Consider the following 16,207-nt stretch of genomic DNA (forward strand, 5'->3'; position numbering starts at 1 on the left):
GAGAGTGCAACAATGTTCACATGCATGATTCATCCCTGGGCCTTCGCGAGCGCAAGCGTGCGCAGACCGCCGAGGCCATTCACGTGTCCGCCGCAGAACTCGCACTCGAGCGAGGGCTCGATGCCACGACGATCGACGCGATCAGTGACCGGGCAGACGTCTCGCCCCGCACCTTCTTCAACTACTTCCAGTCGAAAGAAGACGCCATGCTCGGCATCGACGAATCGGCCGTGGCGGCCGAACTCGACCGTGAACGCGAGCATGATCCCGACGTACTCGTCGCCGTCTTCGACCTGATCTATGCGGTCTTCGAGGCGAGCGGCGGCAACCGTACGCGCGCAGACCTGAAGCGCAAGGTCATGCACGAGCATCCGCAACTCATGACTCGCCAGATGGTTCGCGTGGCCGAGCTCGACGATCGCCTCAGCGGCATCATCGCGGGCTGGCTCGTCGACGATGCGAGATTTGCGGAGGGCAGCGACGAGCAGCGACGCGACGCGGCACAGATCATCCTCGGCGTCTGCCTTGCCACCGTTCGCGGGGCGATGAAGAAGTGGGCCAGCGCACCGAGAGGTTCGAATACTTCCGCTGAGACCAGAAAGAACTTTGACGACGCCGTCTCGGCGTTCAGAACCGTAATGGAGAAAATCGTATGACCACCAGTGCCTCACCCCAGCGCGACGCGCAGATCGAGGGAACTCCCTCGACCCGCAGCGTGCTTCTCGTCTTCGCCGGCCTGATGGTGGCGATGCTGCTCGCGTCGCTCGACCAGACGATCTTCAGCACCGCACTGCCGACCATTGTCGGGCAACTCAACGGCGTCGAACACATGCTGTGGGTGACCACCGCTTACATCCTCGCCTCGACCATCGTGATGCCGGTCTATGGCAAGCTCGGCGACCTGATCGGTCGCAAGTGGCTCTTCATTTCCGCCATCAGCATCTTCCTCGTCGGAAGCGTCATGGGCGGCTTGGCCGACTCGATGGGCACCCTCATCGCTGGCCGCGCCGTTCAAGGGCTCGGCGGTGGCGGGCTCATGATCCTCGCCCTCGCGATCATCGCCGATGTCGTTCCGGCCCGGCAGCGCGGCAAGTACTCCGGAATCATGGGCGCGGTCTTTGCCGTCTCGAGCGTCGCCGGCCCGCTGCTCGGCGGGTTCTTCACCGACGGCCCCGGATGGCGCTGGGCCTTCTGGATGAACATCCCCCTCGGCATCCTGGCCATCGTCTCTGCGATCTTCTTCCTCACCCTGCCGAAGCGCGAGTATGCGAAGCCGCGCATCGACTACCCGGGCATGATCGTTCTGGCCATGGCCGCGACGAGCCTCGTGCTCTTCACGACCTGGGGTGGCACCACCTACGACTGGGACTCACCCGTGATCATCGGCCTCATCGTCGCCACGGTCGTGTTCGCCATCCTCTTCGTGTTCATCGAGAGCCGTGCCGCTGAGCCCGTCATCCCCCTGAAGCTGTTCGCGAACCGCAACTTCAATCTCACCACCGGCGCCGGCCTCATCACCGGTGTGGCCATGTTCGGCGCTCTCGCCTATATGCCTACCTACCTGCAGATGGTCACCGGAGTCGGGGCCACCAGCGCCGGACTGCTGATGATCCCCATGATGGGAGCGCTGCTGGTGGCATCGATCGGCTCCGGCCAGATCGTGTCCCGCACCGGCAAGTACAAGCTCATCCCGATCGTCGGCTCGCTCGTCACGGCCCTCGGACTATTCCTTCTCTCGACGATGACCGCATCCACCGCGATCTGGATCATGTGCGTGTTCCTCGCCGTAATGGGCCTGGGCCTCGGAATGTCGATGCAGATCCTGGTGCTGGTCGTGCAGAACTCGTTCCCTCGCGCCATCGTGGGAACCGCCACGAGTTCGAACAACTTCTTCCGGCAGATCGGCTCATCTCTCGGAGCCGCCATCGTGGGAAGCCTGTTCGTGTCTCGACTGACCGACATCCTGGCGTCGGGAGCGGGAACCGGGGCAGGGGCATCCGCCGGCCCGGCAACCAATTCGCTCACGCCGGCAGCCGTGGCAGCCCTGCCCGAAGCCGCCCGCACCGTGATCGTGAACGCCTACAACGATGCCCTCACGCCGATCTTCCTGCTGATGGTTCCGCTGATGCTGGTGGCCGCCGTGCTGCTTGCGTTCGTGGTCGAGAAGCCGCTGGCAACGCGCATCGAGAAGGTCGAGAACGAGGCCTCCTCTCGCCTCGAAGCCTTCGAGGAGTCGCTCTCGACCGGAGCGAACCCGACCGCCGAGCCGGTACTCACCACGCGAACGAGGTCGATTCCCTCGGTGTAGCGCATCGCGCCGACCAGCCCCACCGAGAACTCCGCGGGGCCGCCGGGTACGCTGAAACAGCGCCCCACCCGCGCCCAAAGGAGTTCCCGATGTCCACCACCGTGACCGGTGTGATCGCCCGCTCGAAGGGTTCACCCGTCGAATTGACCACCATCGTCATCCCCGATCCTGGCCCGGGCGAGGCGGTCGTCGACATCGAGACCTGCGGTGTCTGCCACACCGACTACCACTATCGCGAGGGCGGAATCAGCGACGACTTTCCGTTTCTGCTGGGCCACGAGGCCGCCGGCCGCGTCAGCGCCATAGGCGAGGGCGTCACCAATGTGAAGGTCGGCGACTTCGTGGTGCTCAACTGGCGTGCGGTGTGCGGCGAGTGCCGCGCCTGCGTTCGCGCCGAGCCCTGGTACTGCTTCAACACCTTCAACGCCACGCAGAAGATGACCCTCGAAGACGGAACCGAGCTCAGCCCGGCGCTCGGCATCGGCGCGTTCGCCGAGAAGACCCTTGTGCACGCCAAACAGTGCACGAAGGTGAATCCGGATGCCGACCCGGCCGCAGTCGGCCTGCTCGGCTGCGGCATCATGGCCGGCTTGGGCGCCGCCATGAACACCGGCAACGTCACGCGCGGCGACTCCGTCGCGGTCATCGGATGCGGCGGCGTGGGTACCGCTGCGATCGTCGGCTCCCAGCTGGCCGGCGCGAGCACCATCATCGCCATCGATCGAGATGCCAAGAAGCTCACCAAGGCTGCGGCGCTCGGAGCGACCCACGTGATCGACTCCAGTGACCTCGACGAGGCCGGAGTGGTGGCCGCCGTGCAGCAGCTCACGAACTCCTTCGGCGCCGATGTCGTGATCGACGCGGTGGGCCGACCCGAGACGTGGCGACAGGCGTTCTACGCGCGCGACCTCGCCGGAACCGTCGTTCTCGTCGGAGTTCCCACTCCCGACATGATGCTCGAGATCCCGCTGCTCGACGTGTTCGGCCGTGGCGGCTCGCTCAAGTCGAGCTGGTACGGAGACTGTCTGCCCGAACGCGACTTCCCGATGCTGACCGACCTGTTTCTGCAGGGCCGACTGCCTCTCGACGAATTCGTGACCGAGCGCATCGGCATCCGCGATATCGAAGAGGCGTTCGCCAGTATGGCGAGCGGCGACGTGCTGCGTTCGGTGGTGGTTCTGTAATGGCCGCTCGCATCGAGAACCTGGTCACATCCGGCACCTTCAGCCTCGACGGCGGAACGTGGGATGTCGACAACAACGTCTGGATCGTCGGCGACGATCGTGAGTGCGTCGTGATCGACGCCGCCCACGATGCCGACGCCATCCTGGCCGCGATCGGCGACCGCACGGTTACGGCGATTCTGCTGACGCACGCCCACAACGATCACATCGACGCCGTGGCTGCGCTGCAGGCCGCGACCGGCGCGCCGGTGCTGCTGAACGACGGCGACCGGATGCTCTGGGACGCGGTCTACCCCGACGCCGCGCCGAGTTCCGGCCTGGTCGATGGCCAGGTCATAACGGTCGCGGGCACCGAACTTGAGGTGCTGCACACACCGGGGCACTCCCCCGGAGCGGTCTGCTTCTATGCGCCTTCGCTGGGCACGGTCTTCAGCGGCGACACCCTGTTCAACGGCGGACCGGGAGCGACCGGCCGCTCGTACAGCGACTTCGGCACGATCATCGAGTCGATCACGGCGAAGCTGCTGACGTTGCCCGCCGACACGGTCGTGCTCACCGGACACGGCGACTCGACCACGATCGGCGCGGAGGCTCCGCATCTCGAGGAGTGGATCGCGCGCGGGCACTGACTCCCGCTCGCTCGTTTTCAGGAAGAACCGGCCGAATGGGCGAGCTTCGCACGCCGCGGCGCGGTTCTTCCTGAGGTAGAGCGGGCTACGGCTGCGCGGGCGCTCGCCATCCGCGTTTGTTGGCTCGCACCAGGAGCACGATGCCCTCGATCGGCAGCACGAGGAACATCACGATGAGCACGAGGTGCCACTGCGCCACAAACGCGAAGGCCAGCACAGGCTGGTTGGTGCCGCTCTGTTGGTTCTGCCCGAACAGGCTCGTCACGAACGACAGCGCGAGCACGATCAATCCGGCAGATATGGGCCTCGCCCAGGCCACGATCTTCTCGCGGCGCGTCCATGCTTTCGCCATGCTGACCCAGACGAGCCCGACGAGCGGCCCGATCACGGGCACAACGAACGTGCCGACGATGAGAACGATCACTGCGGTGATCGAGAAGGCGCGACCGGGAACGGGTTCTGCCACGGCCGGCGCCGGGGGCATGGGCGGCGGCGGCATCTCGGCGCGGGCCTCAGCGGCAATCAACGCGGGGTCGTCCATCTCGGCGATACGCGCGGCCGCCGCCTGCTCGTCGAGCCCGGCGAGTTCTTCGCGGATGCCCGACACGATCTCGAAGCGCACGTCGGGGTCGACTCCTGCGAGCGCCGCATCGAGGCGGGCGAGATAGGTCTTGACGGTGTTCGAGGTCTGTTCGGTCATGAGCCGCTGTCCTTTCCGACGAGCTGATCCACGGTGGCGGCGAAGGGGGCCCACTGCAGGCGGAACGATTCGAGCTGCGCCTCGCCTTGATCGGTGAGCCTGTAATACTTGCGCACCGGCCCGGAGGCCGACGCCTCGTCGTAAGCGGTGACGAGCCCCTGACTGCGCAGACGAGCGAGCATGGGATAGAGAGTTCCGATGCTCGCGATCAGCCCACTCGCGACAAGTCGCTCCGAGAGCTCCCAGCCGTACATGGCCTGCCGCGAGAGCAGTCCGAGCACGCAGAACTCGACGACGCCCTTGCGAAGCTGTGTGCCGACGTCCGCTACCATGCATCACACGTTACGTGCGATGCAAGATAGTTGCAAGCGCAAGGCGCCGCCGTCCTCGCAATACTGGTCGAATGAGATCTCCCGCCGATGCCCAATGTGCGTGGATCACGACATCGCGTGCCGACGGTTCACCGCATACAACCCCGGTCTGGTTCATCCTGGTCGACGACACTTTTTGGGTCGCGTCGGCTGCGACGAATGTGAAGGTGCGAAACATCGCCGCAGATGAACGGGTGTCGCTCGCCATCGACGGATCTGCAGCCGACCCGCACGTCGCCCAGGGTCGCGCTCTCGTCCACCGCGACATCGCCGCCTTCCGCATCCTCGCCTCGCTCTTTGCGCAGAAGTACGACGGCTGGAACCCGCTCGACGAGTCGGTCGACGGTCCACGAGTGCTCCTCGAGATCCCCGTAGAGAGGTGGCTGCTCGGTGGATCGTGAAGACAGCGCATATCCCATCTCCGTGCGTCGGGCCGATCTGTCAGGACCGGACGGCGAACGAGTGAGCCAGTTCGTCGAGGCCTACTTGAGGCAGACCGAGGTGGAGAAGGCCGCGCACCTCGGCGATACTCGCGACGACGCCATCCGGCTGTATTGCGCGCGCGGTTTCGAGACGGTGACGTCGTGGGAGGAGAGACCGAGGCTGGTCTGCATGCAGCTCGAGCCAGATCTGCTCTCTGATTTCGACGGATGATCGGGCCTCACTGAACAGATGTCGGAACCCTCGCCCTTTCCCTCGATTGCACCGTTTTGCGGGGCTACTGTGAAAAAGCTCCTCACCTCATCGACGAGCGGAATTCCCACACGCAGTCGTCCCGAGCACGACTTGGTTCGACACGAAATTGGAGGTCAATCATGGCGTTTGTGACCGTAGAAGACGGCACCGAGATCTACTACAAAGACTGGGGATCGAAGGACGCCCAGCCCATCGTGTTCCACCACGGCTGGCCCCTGTCGAGCGACGACTGGGATGCTCAGATGCTCTTCTTCCACTCGAAGGGCTACCGCGTCATCGCGAGCGACCGTCGTGGTCACGGCCGATCGACCGACATTGGCACGGGTCACGACATGGATCACTACGCCAGCGACGTCTCGGCCGTCGTCGAGCACCTCGACCTCAAGAACGCCATCCACATCGGCCACTCGACCGGTGGCGGCCAGGTGGCGCGCTATGTCGCCAAGTACGGCGAGCCGCAGGGCCGCGTCGCGAAGGCCGTGCTCGTCTCATCCGTGCCTCCGCTGATGGTGAAGACCGACGCCAATCCCGATGGCACACCCCTCGAGGTCTTCGACGGTTTCCGCGAAGCCCTCGCCGCCAACCGGGCCGAGTTCTACGTGGCCGTGGCATCCGGGCCCTTCTACAGCTTCAACCGCGAGGGGGCCAAAGTCTCTCAGCCGGTGATCGACAACTGGTGGCGGCAGGGAATGACGGGCAGCGCCCTGGCCCACTACGAAGGAATCAAGGCCTTCTCCGAGACTGACCAGACCGAAGATCTGAAGGCGATCTCGGTGCCGGTTCTCGTCACCCAGGGCGACGACGACCAGGTCGTTCCATACAAGGATGCTTCACTGAAGCAGCACGAACTGCTCGCCAACTCGACGCTGAAGATCTACGAGGGCTACCCCCACGGCATGCTCACGACGCACGCCGACGTGATCAACCCCGACCTGCTGGCGTTCATTCAGCAGTAGCGGCTTCGGCCCTCAGGGCTGAGTTCTTTCGCGACAGACGGCGCACTCCGGCATGATCGGGGTGCGCCGTTCGTCATGTCGTCACCTCGACAGAGGGCACGACCACGCGACCTCTCGCCCCAGCTGCCCGGTCTCGACGAACAGGCGCACCTGGTGGGTGTCGGCGAGAGCCGCCGCCAGTTCGTCTCGGTCGGCAGCCATGAAGCCCAGCTTCTGCCAGAACGGCCCGGATCGCCTAGAGAACAACCAGGCGCGTTCGACCCCCGCCTCCCGCGCGGCATCCATCGCGAATCGCGCGAGTCGTGAGCCGGACCCGGCTGAACGCTGCTGCGGATCCACCGCAACGCTCCTGATCAGCGCGTGCCGGCCATCTGTGCTGAGCTCGAATCCCGTGCTGCCGACGATTCGGCCGCGCCCGTCTCGCTCGACCCACAGATGCACCCCTGGCGCATCGAGCCCGGCCAGTGTCAGATCGGCAGTCCGCAGAAATTCTCGAATCGGGTCGATGTCAGAGGGGGACACGCGTTCCAGTTCCACGCATCGATTATGCCCATCAGCCCTGGGATGAATCCGCGGCCCAGAACCTGTGATGGCGAGCCCTGATTCGGGGATGGACTCGGCGTCTACTCAATTCGCGAGCGATGCCAAGACCGGAACGATGCGGGCCGCGAGCGCGAGCGCAGCGTCTACCGATGAGAGATCGTAACGCCCAGCGGCATCGAGCAGGTTGATCGAGCCGATCGTGGTGCCCTCGCGAACGACGGGAACGTTGATGATCGCTCCGCATCCGAGAGACTCGATGAGCTCGTAGTCTGCGAAGGTCGCGCGAAGGTCGTCGACGTCGAGACTCACCCAGGGCTGCTGCTGCACCACGACGCGCTCGTACCAGGGGTCGTCCTCTGCCTCTCGAAGTGGCTTCTCCCGATCTCCGACCGGATAGCTCTCTGGATCAGTCGAGTACACGCGAGTCATCTGGTCTTGATCGACATCGATGGTCGAGATCGTGACGAGTGTGGCGCCCGGGGATCGCCGCGCCGCCACGACGAGGTCGCGAAGAGCATCCTGCGCATCGATCATTGCGTCGCCAGCTTTCCGCCGAGGAGGATCAGCGACCCTCCGGTGACCCGGTCGATCCACTTGACGACACTGACCGAACGGAGCTTCGGCGCAAGGCGGTTCGCTCCGACGACGATCAGCCCAAGCCAGGTCGTGCCGATGAGGCAGTGCACACCGGCAAGGAGAAGTCCGACCCAGAGAGGCGAGTAGCCCGCGGGAACGAACTGGGGGATCGTCGCCATGTAGAAGACGCCGACCTTGGGATTGGTGAGGTTCGTGATCAGTCCGAGCAGAAAACCGCTGCGGCTTTCTGCCATGCCCGCCCGCCGGGGTACCGACGATGATTCGGGTGACGTCTCCGTCTGTGCAGAACGGCGGAACGTCTTCACGATGATGGCGGCACCCATGAAGATGAGGTAGCCGGCACCGGCATAGCTGAGCACCGCGTAAGCCAGCTGGCTCGCCGCGAGAAGGGCAGCGGCGCCCGAGGCAGCAGCCGCACCCCAGAGCAGAGTTCCGACCTGAATCCCCAGAATTGCAGCGCTTCCATATCGCCGCGACCTCGTCACCGTGCCGCGAATCACCAGCGCCGTGTCCAGCCCCGGAAGAATCGTGAGCAGGCCCACCACGAATGCGAATGAGAGAACAGCTTGGGCCAGAGTCATCATGCCAATGTAGCGAGTATCGGCATCACCGCTGAGCGAATGTGAAGGCTGCCTACAGCTCGCGCATGAGGCGTGCCGGCACACCGCCGACGAGGGCGCGGGCCGCAACATCTCTCGTGACCACAGCACCCGCGGCGACGACCGCGTCATCTCCAACGGTCACCCCTTGCAGGATCGTCGCACCCGCTCCGATCCAGACGCCCCGGCCGATTCGAATCGGAGCGCAGGTGCACACCGAGCGGCGGGTGGCAGGGTCGAGAGAGTGCCCTCCACTGATGAGCTGCACGTTGGGTCCGATCATCACATCGTCACCGATGTCGATTCCGCCGACCACCACCGCCGTGCATCCGTGGTTCACGAAGACGTTTCTGCCGAATCGCAGATTGTGGCCGCCATCGGGGTAGAAAGGGGGCAACACCCGCACAGTCGGGTCGAGCTCCTCGCCGATGAGCTCAGCCAGAACCTCGCGCATCGCGGCGAAGTCTCCCGGCGCGACCGCGTTGATCCGCGGAAGGATCTCCCAAGCACGGGAGACCTCCGCCACCATCGCGCGAGACATCTCAGACCCGCTCGCGAAGCTGGTGTGGCTCGACTCCGCCTCTGCCGAGACTTCGTAGATGATCTCCAACCCGTCTTCCTCGTCCCACTGCTCACCGGTTTCGACGAAGCCGTAGTCCGCTATGAGCGACCGCGAGGCGGCGTTGTCTGGGCTCACGGTGGCGCGAACCGTGCGCACATCAGGGTGCTGCCGCGCGATATGCAGCAGAGTCTCGAGGGAACGCCTGGCATAGCCCCGTCGCCTGAACGCAGGATCGACTCGATATCCGACCTCGACCATTCCCGCCTCGTCGGGGGCACCGTGAAAACCGGCCAGCCGACCGGCAGGGCGAATTGCGGGTCGACGATGAATCGCGTGATCCAGGGCGCATCGGCGGGGGTCTCGTGGAGTTGCTTGCTCCTCATATGCCAGAGGCCGGCGCACTCAGGCCCGGCAAGGTATTCCGATACCTGCTCGCCGATCAGATCAGCCGAGCCACCCATCGCCAGGGTGTGCACAACCTGCTCGGGCACGATCTCGAGACGGAGGCTGTGCCGATCGGGCTCAGGATCGAGCCACGGGGATGTGATGATCGTCATTGCTGGAAAGCTTGCCAGAGTTCGGCTCGGTTTCGGCGCGATCTGCGCTCCCGCGAGAAGTCGACCGGGCGTTGGCCACGAAACGCTCGATTAGCGCGTGATCCTTGACCCCTGGCGCCGACTCGACGCCGCTTGAGACATCGACTCCTGTCGGCCCGGCTTGGGCGACGGCCTGCGCAACGTTATCTGGATCCAATCCGCCGGCCAACAGCCAGGGGCCGGACGGCCGCTGCTCATGCAGGGCGCCGAGATCCCACCGCTCCCCCGATCCGGCACGAGGCGAATCGATGAGCAGGAGCTCCTCGCCCCAGGAGTCGAGGCCCCCCACGAAATTTGCCGCGCTCACCGACGTGGCCCGCCAGACGCGCGGAAAGAGTTCGAGCGTGCGCTCGACCTGCGGCCGGTCGAATCCATGCACCTGCAGCACGTCGACGCCGCATCCATACGCCGCGGATGCCGCAGCCTCGGGACTGAGACCCTTCGTCACGAGCACGGTGGTCGCCCGCCCTGCGGTGTGCTCGATGAGTCGGCGAGCCGTCTCGGCATCGACGAACCGCGGGCTGCCCTCCGCGATCACGAAACCCACCGCATCCGCCCCTGCCGCTATGGCCACGTCGATAGCAGCCTCCGTGCGGAGGCCGCAGATCTTCACGGTGAGCGAGGAGGCAATCATGCGGGCGAGCCTAGCCGTTCTTAGCGAAGATGTTGATGGGCTTACACGCCCCGACCATGCACAGGTCTGGCGTTGGCCGGCGGCGTCCCGACCTCGTCGATGCCGTGGCCTTCGCAAGCAGTCTTGGTCACGCTGGCCCGCTCGATACGCGACACGGTGAACCATCGCATGGCATTGCGCATCCGGCACCATCCGATGAGGTACCACTGGCCATTCGTAGAGGCGAACAGCACAGGCTCGACGTCGCGGGTGGTACCGACGTCGGATCGAGACGTGTAGCGAATGCGCACGACTCGCTGCTCGGCCATGGCCTCCTCGAGCGCCGACCTGATCGCTCGCGAAGGGGTGGGAGGAACGTCGACCCAGACGCGGTCGGCCAGCTGCTCGGCTCGCGCTCGGGTTCGGGGGTCGAGGACATCGAGAATTTTCTGAACCCCGGATGCCGCCAGGTCGGCGTATGGGGCATCGGGTGCGGCGGACACGGCCGCCATCAGGGCCACGGCCTGAGCGGCAGACAGGCTGACGGGCGGCAAGGACGCCCCCGCCGCCACGCCGTAGCCTCCGCCGGGACCAGGGCGAGACCAGATGGGCGCACCGCTGCGTTCGAGCGCACCGAGGTCTCGCTTGATCGTGCGCACCGACACGCTGAACTCTCTCGCCAGCCTTTCTGCCGAGCTACCCCGCGAACCATTGCGGCGCAGCAACTCAGACAAGGCATGAAGTCGTTCTGCTCGCTTCACCGCTCCGCACATTTCAGATTCATGACATAGATAGTGACATACACCTGCCCAGAGAGCCCACGAAGGTGGATGTATGACAGTTCTGAAAAACAGACCGACCATCGTTCTCATCGCCGGCCACTGGCTGGGCGCCTGGGCGTGGGATGACGTCCTCGAACACCTCGATCCCACCCGCTCCCGCGCTATCGCGATCACGCTGCCCGGACTCGACGAGGACGACCCTTCGCGCGCGACGAGAACGCTCGACGACCAGGCCTCGGCACTACGCGACCTCCTCACCCGACTCCATGTCTCGGATGGCCAGCCCGCGATGATCGTTGCTCACAGTGGCGCCAACGCCCCGGTCAGTCTGATCCTCGACAGCCATCCCGAACTCGTCAGCCGGGTGGTGTGGGTCGACTCAGGCCCGATGGCACCGGGGAGTGCCTTCGCCCCAGACTTTCCAGAAGACGCCACGGAGCTTCCGCTGCCACCCTTCGACATCCTCGCTCGCCAGGCAAGCCTCGATGGACTGAGCACCGAGGCGCTCGATCGCTTCCGGGCGAGGGCGGTCCCTGAACCTGGGCCCGTGGTTCGGCAGAGTGTGGAGCTTGCGAACGACGCCCGACACACCGTGCCGACCACAATGGTCTGCTGTTCGATCTCGAGCAGCCAGGTGTTGGAGATGGCCCGAGGAAGACATCCCATGTTCGCCGAGGTCGCGAATCTCGAAACGCTCGACGTCATCGATCTCCCGACGGGGCATTGGCCGATGTGGAGCCGAGCAGGCGATCTAGCCGAGGTCATTCAGTCGGCGACAACGCATTCCAGCTGATCGCATCCTCAGCACAGGCGGGCGATCGAACCGCATTCTCCCGCTAACCCCGACTAGGCTCCCTCGGGTGACGATCGTGCCCGGCGCCCCCGCGTACCGCCTCTTCGACACTCGGGTCATCCGTACTCGGCAACTGACGCCCACCTTCGTTCGGGTCACGCTCGGATCGCCTTCGCTTCGACACTTCGCTCCGTGGGGCCTCGACCAGCGGCTCAAACTCATCCTTCCGCACGACGCAGGGCAGGCCGGGCAGCACCGGCACCCCTGGCACGGGCCCTTCTCCAACGAGGGCGACGCCGACGGACTCTCCGTCGCCGAATGGCGAGCCGCTCTCGCCGGCATGCCCGCAGACGAACGCCACCTCGCACGCACCTATACGACGGGCAGCGCGCGGCCTGATGAGTGCGAGCTCGACATCGACTTCTTCATCCACCACCCGACCGGACCCGCGTCGATCTGGGCGACCTCCGCCGTTGCCGGCGATCGCATTCTGGTCTCCGGCCCGGATGCGCGGACGAACGATCGGCGGCACGGCATCCAATGGCGGCCAGCCGCGCAACCCGCGGCCGTTCTCCTCCTGGGCGACGAAACGGCTATTCCCGCTCTCACAGGCATCGTCGCCTCCCTCGCCGCCGACACCCGAGGCAGCATCGTCGTCGAGGCAGACGACATCGATGCGTGCCCGGCCATCGAGCGCGTCCCGAGCGGTGTGAACGTGCAATATCTCGCCCGCGAGGGCCGCCGTGCCGGCGACACTCTCGCCGCCGCCGCGGGCTCGTGGGCGGTATCGGATGCTGGGGCTGCGCGAGCCGCGGACGCCGCTTTCGCCGGCTGGGTCGCAGCGGAGAGTTCCGCGATTCCTCGCATTCGCAGGGTAATCGCCGACGTCGGAATCTCGCGCGAGCTCGTTCATTCGCAGGGTTATTGGAATCTCGGAGCACGCGGGACGACGAGTTAGATAGGGTACCCTAACCTGGGTCGCCACCGTCGTCGACGCCTCCGCCCGACGTCGAACGAGAGAACTCTCCATGCCCCCGCTCCGCCCCGCTTCCCGCCGCCTCCGACGCCCCGCCCTGCTTGCGGGGCTCGTCATCGCCGCCCTGGCCTTCACCGGCTGCTCGGCCGAATCGACGACTCCGGCCTCGCCAGATTCGGCGGATGCGGGCACCATCACGGTGACGCACGCCCGCGGCGAGTCGCAGGTACCCGCCAAGGCGAAGCGCGTCGTCGTTCTCGAGCCCGTGGCGCTCGATGCCTCGGTCGCCCTCGGAGTCGTTCCGGTCGGCGCCGCCGTGCTCAACGAGGCCGCCGGAATCCCCTCGTATCTCGGCAAGGCGGCCAGCGGCATCCAGTCAGTCGGCACGGTGACCGAGCCCAACGTCGAGAAGATCGCCGCCCTCAAGCCCGACCTCATCATCGGCACCGAGTCGCGCCACTCGGCTCTGTACGACCAGCTCTCCTCGGTCGCGCCCACGGTCTTTCTCGCCTCACAGGCAGACCCGTGGAAAGACAACGTGAAACTGGTGGGCAAGGCTCTCGGCCTCGCCGACCAGGCAGACACGCTGCTCGCCGACTACGACGCTCGCTGCAACGAGGTCAAGGCCGAGTTCGCCGTCGAGGGCAAGACCGCGCAGCTCATCCGCCCCCGCGACGGTCTGCTCACGGTCTACGGACCGGAGTCTTTCGCGGGCAGCACCCTCGAGTGCGTCGGCTTCACCACACCAGCGCGAGACTGGCAGAACTCGATCTCCGTCGACCTGTCGCCCGAGAAGGTCCTCGAGGCGAGCGCAGACCTCGTGGTCGTGACCACAACGAACGTCGACGACCCCTCGACCATGCCCGAGGCCATCACCGCCAACGCGTCGTCGTTCCCCAACGTGCACCTCGTCGACCAGTCGTACTGGATCACCGGAGTAGGACCGATGGGTGGCCTCAAGGTGCTCGATGACATCGAGAGCATCCTCCGCGACGCTCAGTGACCACTCACCCGACCCGACGCTTCGTCCTCTTCGTCGCGGGGGCCTGCGTGCTCATCGCGTTGCTCGTCGTTCTCTCACTCATGATCGGTGCGAACATGATCGCGCCGACCGTGCTTCTCGACACCCTGACGGGCGGCGGAACGGAAGAGTCGCGGTTCATCCTCTTAGACCAACGAGTGCCGCGCACAGCGGCGGCACTCTCGGTCGGAGCCGGTCTCGGTGGCGCGGGCGCGCTCATCCAGGCAGTCACGCGCAATCCGCTGGCCGATCCGGGAATCCTCGGCGTCAACGCCGGCGCCGCTGCTGCGGTCGCCGTCGCCATCGTGTTCCTCGGCGTCAACAGCCCCGGCCAGTATGTGTGGTTCGCCTATGCCGGCGCCTTCGTTCTGACGGTGGCGGTATTTCTTCTCGGATCGGCCGGCCCGCGTCGGGCAGATCCGCTCACTCTCACCTTCGCCGGCTTGGCCGTCGGGGCGGTTCTATCGGGGCTCACGACGGGCCTCACCCTCACCAATCCCGACGCGTTCGAACGGATGCTCGGCTGGTCTGCCGGCAGCCTGCTCGGCCGCGGCTTCGATGTGACGACGCCGGTGCTTCTTCCGCTGGCCGCCGGCATCGCGCTCGCACTCGCTATCGGTCCGGCACTCAACGCCATGGCGCTCGGCGACGATGTGGCCACGGGTCAGGGTGTGAGCGTTCCGCGCACCCGGCTGTTGGCGGTCGTCGCCATCACCCTCCTCGCCGGAACGGCCACCGCCGTGGCCGGGCCCATCTCGTTCGTCGGGTTGATGATGCCGCACGTCGTACGGTGGATCGTTGGAGTCGATCACCGTCGAATCATCGCCGGATCGATCGTCGCCGCGCCCGTTCTGGTGCTCGCCTCCGACATCGTCGGGCGGCTCGTGGCGTTGCCGGCGGAGATGCCCGTGGGTATCGTCACAGCATTCGTCGGCGCTCCCGTTCTCGTTCTGCTCGTGCGGCGCAACCGGCGGGTGACCGGGCTGTGATGCGTAACGCACGAACCCGCATCCGGCCCGCGACAGTGACCCTGGCACTGCTGGCCGCACTCGCCGTACTCGCCGCGATCGGGGCGATGTCGGGCGACTTTCCCATCCCTTTCCCCGATCTCATGAAGGTGATCTCGGGCACGGCGAACGATCTCACGACGACGGTGGTGCTCGAGTGGCGACTGCCCCGCATCGCGGCGGCCATCGTGGTCGGAGCGGCGCTCGGTGTCGCAGGCGGCCTCTTTCAGACGGTCACCCACAATCCACTCGCGAGCCCCGATGTGCTGGGGCTGTCGAACGGCGCCTTCGTCGGGATGCTCGTGTCGCTTGTCGTGGCCGGTTCGTCTGTCGAATCGCGCACGATCGGCGCCCTGCTCGGGGGCCTCGCCACGGCGCTGCTCATCTTCGCGTTCTCACGCGGCGTGGGATTCGGAGGCTTCCGTTTCATCATCGTGGGAGTCGCCATCTCGTCGATGGCGGCCGCTTTCGGCACCTGGCTGCTGCTGCAGGTCGACCTCGACACGGCACTGTTCGCCTCCGCCTGGGGTGCGGGCACTCTCGCGGGTGTGACCGCAGCAGGCGTTGCCACAGCCACGGTGCTCATCGGCATCCTGCTCGCCGTCGTCCCCCTGCACGTGCGCGCGCTGCACCAACTCGGCCTGGGTGACGATGTCGCCATCGTCACGGGAGTGCGCATCTCTCTCACGCGCATCACGATGCTGGCGGTGGGCGTGCTTCTCGTCTGCGTGGCCACCACCGTGGCGGGGCCCGTGGCATTCGTCGCCCTCGCCGCCCCGCAGATCGCGAGGCGTCTCGTCGGCACTCCTCACATCCCACTCCTGACCACGGCGATCTTCGGCGCGGTCATGCTCAGCGGCTCCGATCTCATCGCCCAGCACGCGCTCCCGGTCACGCTGCCCGTCGGCGTCGTCACCGTGGTCGTCGGTGGTTGCTACCTCGTGTGGTTTCTCGTGCGAGAAGCGCGCTCGACCCGGCGAGTGGGCTGAACAGCGGAGCCGTGCGACGCGTCACTGCTTGGCCAGGGCGGCCTTCACATAGGCGACGATGGCGTTGGCGTGTCCGTGCCCCAGCCCGTGTTCCGATTTGAGCGTCGACACCACCTGCATGTGAGGGTGGTCGGCGAGCTCGACGACGACGAGATCGAGCCACTCCTGAATGGGCTTGCCGTAGGTCTTCTCGATGCTCGCAAAATACGAGGCCGGCCCCTTGAGCTTCGATCCGTCGGTGGGCTGCTCGGGGGCGACAACGCGGTGGCTGGTCATGAAGTCACG

At 65.9% G+C, this 16,207-nt stretch carries 21 protein-coding genes; 12 read left to right on the plus strand and 9 right to left on the minus strand.

The window, feature by feature from the left end:
* Window positions 1-20: 20 nt before the first annotated feature.
* The 4 genes from B9Y86_RS14730 (at window position 21) to B9Y86_RS14745 (ending at window position 4,121) form a co-directional block, all read left to right on the plus strand.
* Complete coding sequence (locus B9Y86_RS14730) at window positions 21-656, plus strand: TetR/AcrR family transcriptional regulator (protein WP_085487428.1); 636 nt, start codon at window positions 21-23, stop codon at window positions 654-656.
* The gene (locus tag B9Y86_RS14735; protein WP_085487430.1) at window positions 653-2,308 is read left to right on the plus strand and encodes an MDR family MFS transporter; all 1,656 of its coding nucleotides are present in this window, start codon (window positions 653-655) and stop codon (window positions 2,306-2,308) included. Before B9Y86_RS14730 ends, B9Y86_RS14735 begins: the two co-directional genes overlap by 4 nt.
* Window positions 2,309-2,397: 89 nt before the next feature.
* Window positions 2,398-3,492: an S-(hydroxymethyl)mycothiol dehydrogenase gene (locus B9Y86_RS14740; RefSeq protein ID WP_085487432.1), complete on the plus strand. Its 1,095-nt coding sequence runs from the start codon at window positions 2,398-2,400 to the stop codon at window positions 3,490-3,492.
* Complete coding sequence (locus tag B9Y86_RS14745) at window positions 3,492-4,121, plus strand: MBL fold metallo-hydrolase (protein WP_085487434.1); 630 nt, start codon at window positions 3,492-3,494, stop codon at window positions 4,119-4,121. Before B9Y86_RS14740 ends, B9Y86_RS14745 begins: the two co-directional genes overlap by 1 nt.
* A gap of 85 nt (window positions 4,122-4,206) precedes the next feature.
* Here B9Y86_RS14745 and B9Y86_RS14750 read toward each other — a convergent pair whose 3' ends face one another.
* Both B9Y86_RS14750 and B9Y86_RS14755 read right to left on the minus strand, forming a co-directional pair.
* The gene (locus B9Y86_RS14750; protein ID WP_085487436.1) at window positions 4,207-4,821 is read right to left on the minus strand and encodes an HAAS signaling domain-containing protein; all 615 of its coding nucleotides are present in this window, start codon (window positions 4,819-4,821) and stop codon (window positions 4,207-4,209) included.
* A complete protein-coding gene (locus tag B9Y86_RS14755; protein WP_085487438.1) occupies window positions 4,818-5,153 on the minus strand; it encodes a PadR family transcriptional regulator in 336 nt (111 codons plus the stop codon). Before B9Y86_RS14755 ends, B9Y86_RS14750 begins: the two co-directional genes overlap by 4 nt.
* 71 nt (window positions 5,154-5,224) lie before the next feature.
* On the opposite strand from B9Y86_RS14755, the gene B9Y86_RS14760 reads away from it, so the two are divergent.
* From B9Y86_RS14760 to B9Y86_RS14770, 3 genes are all read left to right on the plus strand, one after another.
* Window positions 5,225-5,593: a pyridoxamine 5'-phosphate oxidase family protein gene (locus B9Y86_RS14760; protein ID WP_085487440.1), complete on the plus strand. Its 369-nt coding sequence runs from the start codon at window positions 5,225-5,227 to the stop codon at window positions 5,591-5,593.
* Window positions 5,583-5,846, plus strand: a complete 264-nt coding sequence (locus tag B9Y86_RS14765; protein WP_085487442.1) for a hypothetical protein — start codon at window positions 5,583-5,585, stop codon at window positions 5,844-5,846. The genes B9Y86_RS14760 and B9Y86_RS14765 overlap by 11 nt, the downstream gene beginning before the upstream one ends.
* A 161-nt stretch (window positions 5,847-6,007) precedes the next feature.
* The gene (locus B9Y86_RS14770) at window positions 6,008-6,844 is read left to right on the plus strand and encodes an alpha/beta fold hydrolase (protein ID WP_085487444.1); all 837 of its coding nucleotides are present in this window, start codon (window positions 6,008-6,010) and stop codon (window positions 6,842-6,844) included.
* A gap of 81 nt (window positions 6,845-6,925) precedes the next feature.
* Here B9Y86_RS14770 and B9Y86_RS14775 read toward each other — a convergent pair whose 3' ends face one another.
* From B9Y86_RS14775 to B9Y86_RS14800, 6 genes are all read right to left on the minus strand, one after another.
* Window positions 6,926-7,381: a GNAT family N-acetyltransferase gene (locus tag B9Y86_RS14775; protein WP_085487446.1), complete on the minus strand. Its 456-nt coding sequence runs from the start codon at window positions 7,379-7,381 to the stop codon at window positions 6,926-6,928.
* Window positions 7,382-7,471: 90 nt separating this feature from the next.
* Window positions 7,472-7,921, minus strand: a complete 450-nt coding sequence (locus B9Y86_RS14780; RefSeq protein ID WP_085487448.1) for a GAF domain-containing protein — start codon at window positions 7,919-7,921, stop codon at window positions 7,472-7,474.
* The gene (locus B9Y86_RS14785; RefSeq protein WP_085487608.1) at window positions 7,918-8,565 is read right to left on the minus strand and encodes a LysE family translocator; all 648 of its coding nucleotides are present in this window, start codon (window positions 8,563-8,565) and stop codon (window positions 7,918-7,920) included. Before B9Y86_RS14785 ends, B9Y86_RS14780 begins: the two co-directional genes overlap by 4 nt.
* A 52-nt stretch (window positions 8,566-8,617) precedes the next feature.
* Window positions 8,618-9,403, minus strand: a complete 786-nt coding sequence (locus B9Y86_RS17675; RefSeq protein WP_244894780.1) for a GNAT family N-acetyltransferase — start codon at window positions 9,401-9,403, stop codon at window positions 8,618-8,620.
* Between the two features lie 264 nt (window positions 9,404-9,667).
* Complete coding sequence (locus B9Y86_RS14795; protein ID WP_085487450.1) at window positions 9,668-10,375, minus strand: phosphoribosylanthranilate isomerase; 708 nt, start codon at window positions 10,373-10,375, stop codon at window positions 9,668-9,670.
* Between the two features lie 41 nt (window positions 10,376-10,416).
* Complete coding sequence (locus tag B9Y86_RS14800; RefSeq protein ID WP_085487610.1) at window positions 10,417-11,115, minus strand: helix-turn-helix transcriptional regulator; 699 nt, start codon at window positions 11,113-11,115, stop codon at window positions 10,417-10,419.
* A 73-nt stretch (window positions 11,116-11,188) separates the two neighbouring features.
* Between B9Y86_RS14800 and B9Y86_RS14805 the strand changes: the two genes are divergently transcribed.
* The 5 genes from B9Y86_RS14805 to B9Y86_RS14825 all read left to right on the plus strand — a co-directional run bounded on the left by B9Y86_RS14805 (window position 11,189) and on the right by B9Y86_RS14825 (window position 15,922).
* Window positions 11,189-11,929 (plus strand): alpha/beta fold hydrolase, encoded by a 741-nt coding sequence (locus B9Y86_RS14805; RefSeq protein ID WP_085487452.1) that lies wholly within the window; start codon window positions 11,189-11,191, stop codon window positions 11,927-11,929.
* Between the two features lie 67 nt (window positions 11,930-11,996).
* Window positions 11,997-12,887: a siderophore-interacting protein gene (locus B9Y86_RS14810; RefSeq protein ID WP_085487454.1), complete on the plus strand. Its 891-nt coding sequence runs from the start codon at window positions 11,997-11,999 to the stop codon at window positions 12,885-12,887.
* 70 nt (window positions 12,888-12,957) lie between these two features.
* Window positions 12,958-13,908, plus strand: a complete 951-nt coding sequence (locus tag B9Y86_RS14815; RefSeq protein WP_085487456.1) for an ABC transporter substrate-binding protein — start codon at window positions 12,958-12,960, stop codon at window positions 13,906-13,908.
* A complete protein-coding gene (locus B9Y86_RS14820) occupies window positions 13,905-14,915 on the plus strand; it encodes an iron chelate uptake ABC transporter family permease subunit (RefSeq protein ID WP_244894781.1) in 1,011 nt (336 codons plus the stop codon). The genes B9Y86_RS14815 and B9Y86_RS14820 overlap by 4 nt, the downstream gene beginning before the upstream one ends.
* Window positions 14,915-15,922, plus strand: coding sequence for a FecCD family ABC transporter permease (locus B9Y86_RS14825; protein WP_085487458.1), 1,008 nt, complete (start codon window positions 14,915-14,917; stop codon window positions 15,920-15,922). Before B9Y86_RS14820 ends, B9Y86_RS14825 begins: the two co-directional genes overlap by 1 nt.
* 21 nt (window positions 15,923-15,943) lie before the next feature.
* Here the strand turns inward: B9Y86_RS14825 and B9Y86_RS14830 are convergent, their stop codons facing one another.
* On the minus strand, window positions 15,944-16,198 hold the full coding sequence (locus tag B9Y86_RS14830; RefSeq protein WP_085487460.1) for a DUF4287 domain-containing protein: 255 nt from the start codon (window positions 16,196-16,198) through the stop codon (window positions 15,944-15,946).
* Between the last annotated feature and the right edge of the window lie 9 nt (window positions 16,199-16,207).

The sequence above is a fragment of the Agreia pratensis genome, assembly GCF_900177685.1.
GTDB lineage: Bacteria > Actinomycetota > Actinomycetes > Actinomycetales > Microbacteriaceae > Agreia > Agreia pratensis.

Bases quoted from the DNA above. Each gene is read 5' to 3' on its own strand.
- B9Y86_RS14730 (WP_085487428.1), top strand. From the start codon at position 21: ATGCATGATTCATCCCTGGGCCTTCGCGAGCGCAAGCGTGCGCAGACC.
- B9Y86_RS14735 (WP_085487430.1), top strand. From the start codon at position 653: ATGACCACCAGTGCCTCACCCCAGCGCGACGCGCAGATCGAGGGAACT.
- B9Y86_RS14740 (WP_085487432.1), top strand. From the start codon at position 2,398: ATGTCCACCACCGTGACCGGTGTGATCGCCCGCTCGAAGGGTTCACCC.
- B9Y86_RS14745 (WP_085487434.1), top strand. From the start codon at position 3,492: ATGGCCGCTCGCATCGAGAACCTGGTCACATCCGGCACCTTCAGCCTC.
- B9Y86_RS14750 (WP_085487436.1), bottom strand. From the start codon at position 4,821: ATGACCGAACAGACCTCGAACACCGTCAAGACCTATCTCGCCCGCCTC.
- B9Y86_RS14755 (WP_085487438.1), bottom strand. From the start codon at position 5,153: ATGGTAGCGGACGTCGGCACACAGCTTCGCAAGGGCGTCGTCGAGTTC.
- B9Y86_RS14760 (WP_085487440.1), top strand. From the start codon at position 5,225: ATGAGATCTCCCGCCGATGCCCAATGTGCGTGGATCACGACATCGCGT.
- B9Y86_RS14770 (WP_085487444.1), top strand. From the start codon at position 6,008: ATGGCGTTTGTGACCGTAGAAGACGGCACCGAGATCTACTACAAAGAC.
- B9Y86_RS14780 (WP_085487448.1), bottom strand. From the start codon at position 7,921: ATGATCGATGCGCAGGATGCTCTTCGCGACCTCGTCGTGGCGGCGCGG.
- B9Y86_RS14785 (WP_085487608.1), bottom strand. From the start codon at position 8,565: ATGACTCTGGCCCAAGCTGTTCTCTCATTCGCATTCGTGGTGGGCCTG.
- B9Y86_RS17675 (WP_244894780.1), bottom strand. From the start codon at position 9,403: ATGGTCGAGGTCGGATATCGAGTCGATCCTGCGTTCAGGCGACGGGGC.
- B9Y86_RS14795 (WP_085487450.1), bottom strand. From the start codon at position 10,375: ATGATTGCCTCCTCGCTCACCGTGAAGATCTGCGGCCTCCGCACGGAG.
- B9Y86_RS14805 (WP_085487452.1), top strand. From the start codon at position 11,189: ATGACAGTTCTGAAAAACAGACCGACCATCGTTCTCATCGCCGGCCAC.
- B9Y86_RS14815 (WP_085487456.1), top strand. From the start codon at position 12,958: ATGCCCCCGCTCCGCCCCGCTTCCCGCCGCCTCCGACGCCCCGCCCTG.
- B9Y86_RS14825 (WP_085487458.1), top strand. From the start codon at position 14,915: ATGCGTAACGCACGAACCCGCATCCGGCCCGCGACAGTGACCCTGGCA.
- B9Y86_RS14830 (WP_085487460.1), bottom strand. From the start codon at position 16,198: ATGACCAGCCACCGCGTTGTCGCCCCCGAGCAGCCCACCGACGGATCG.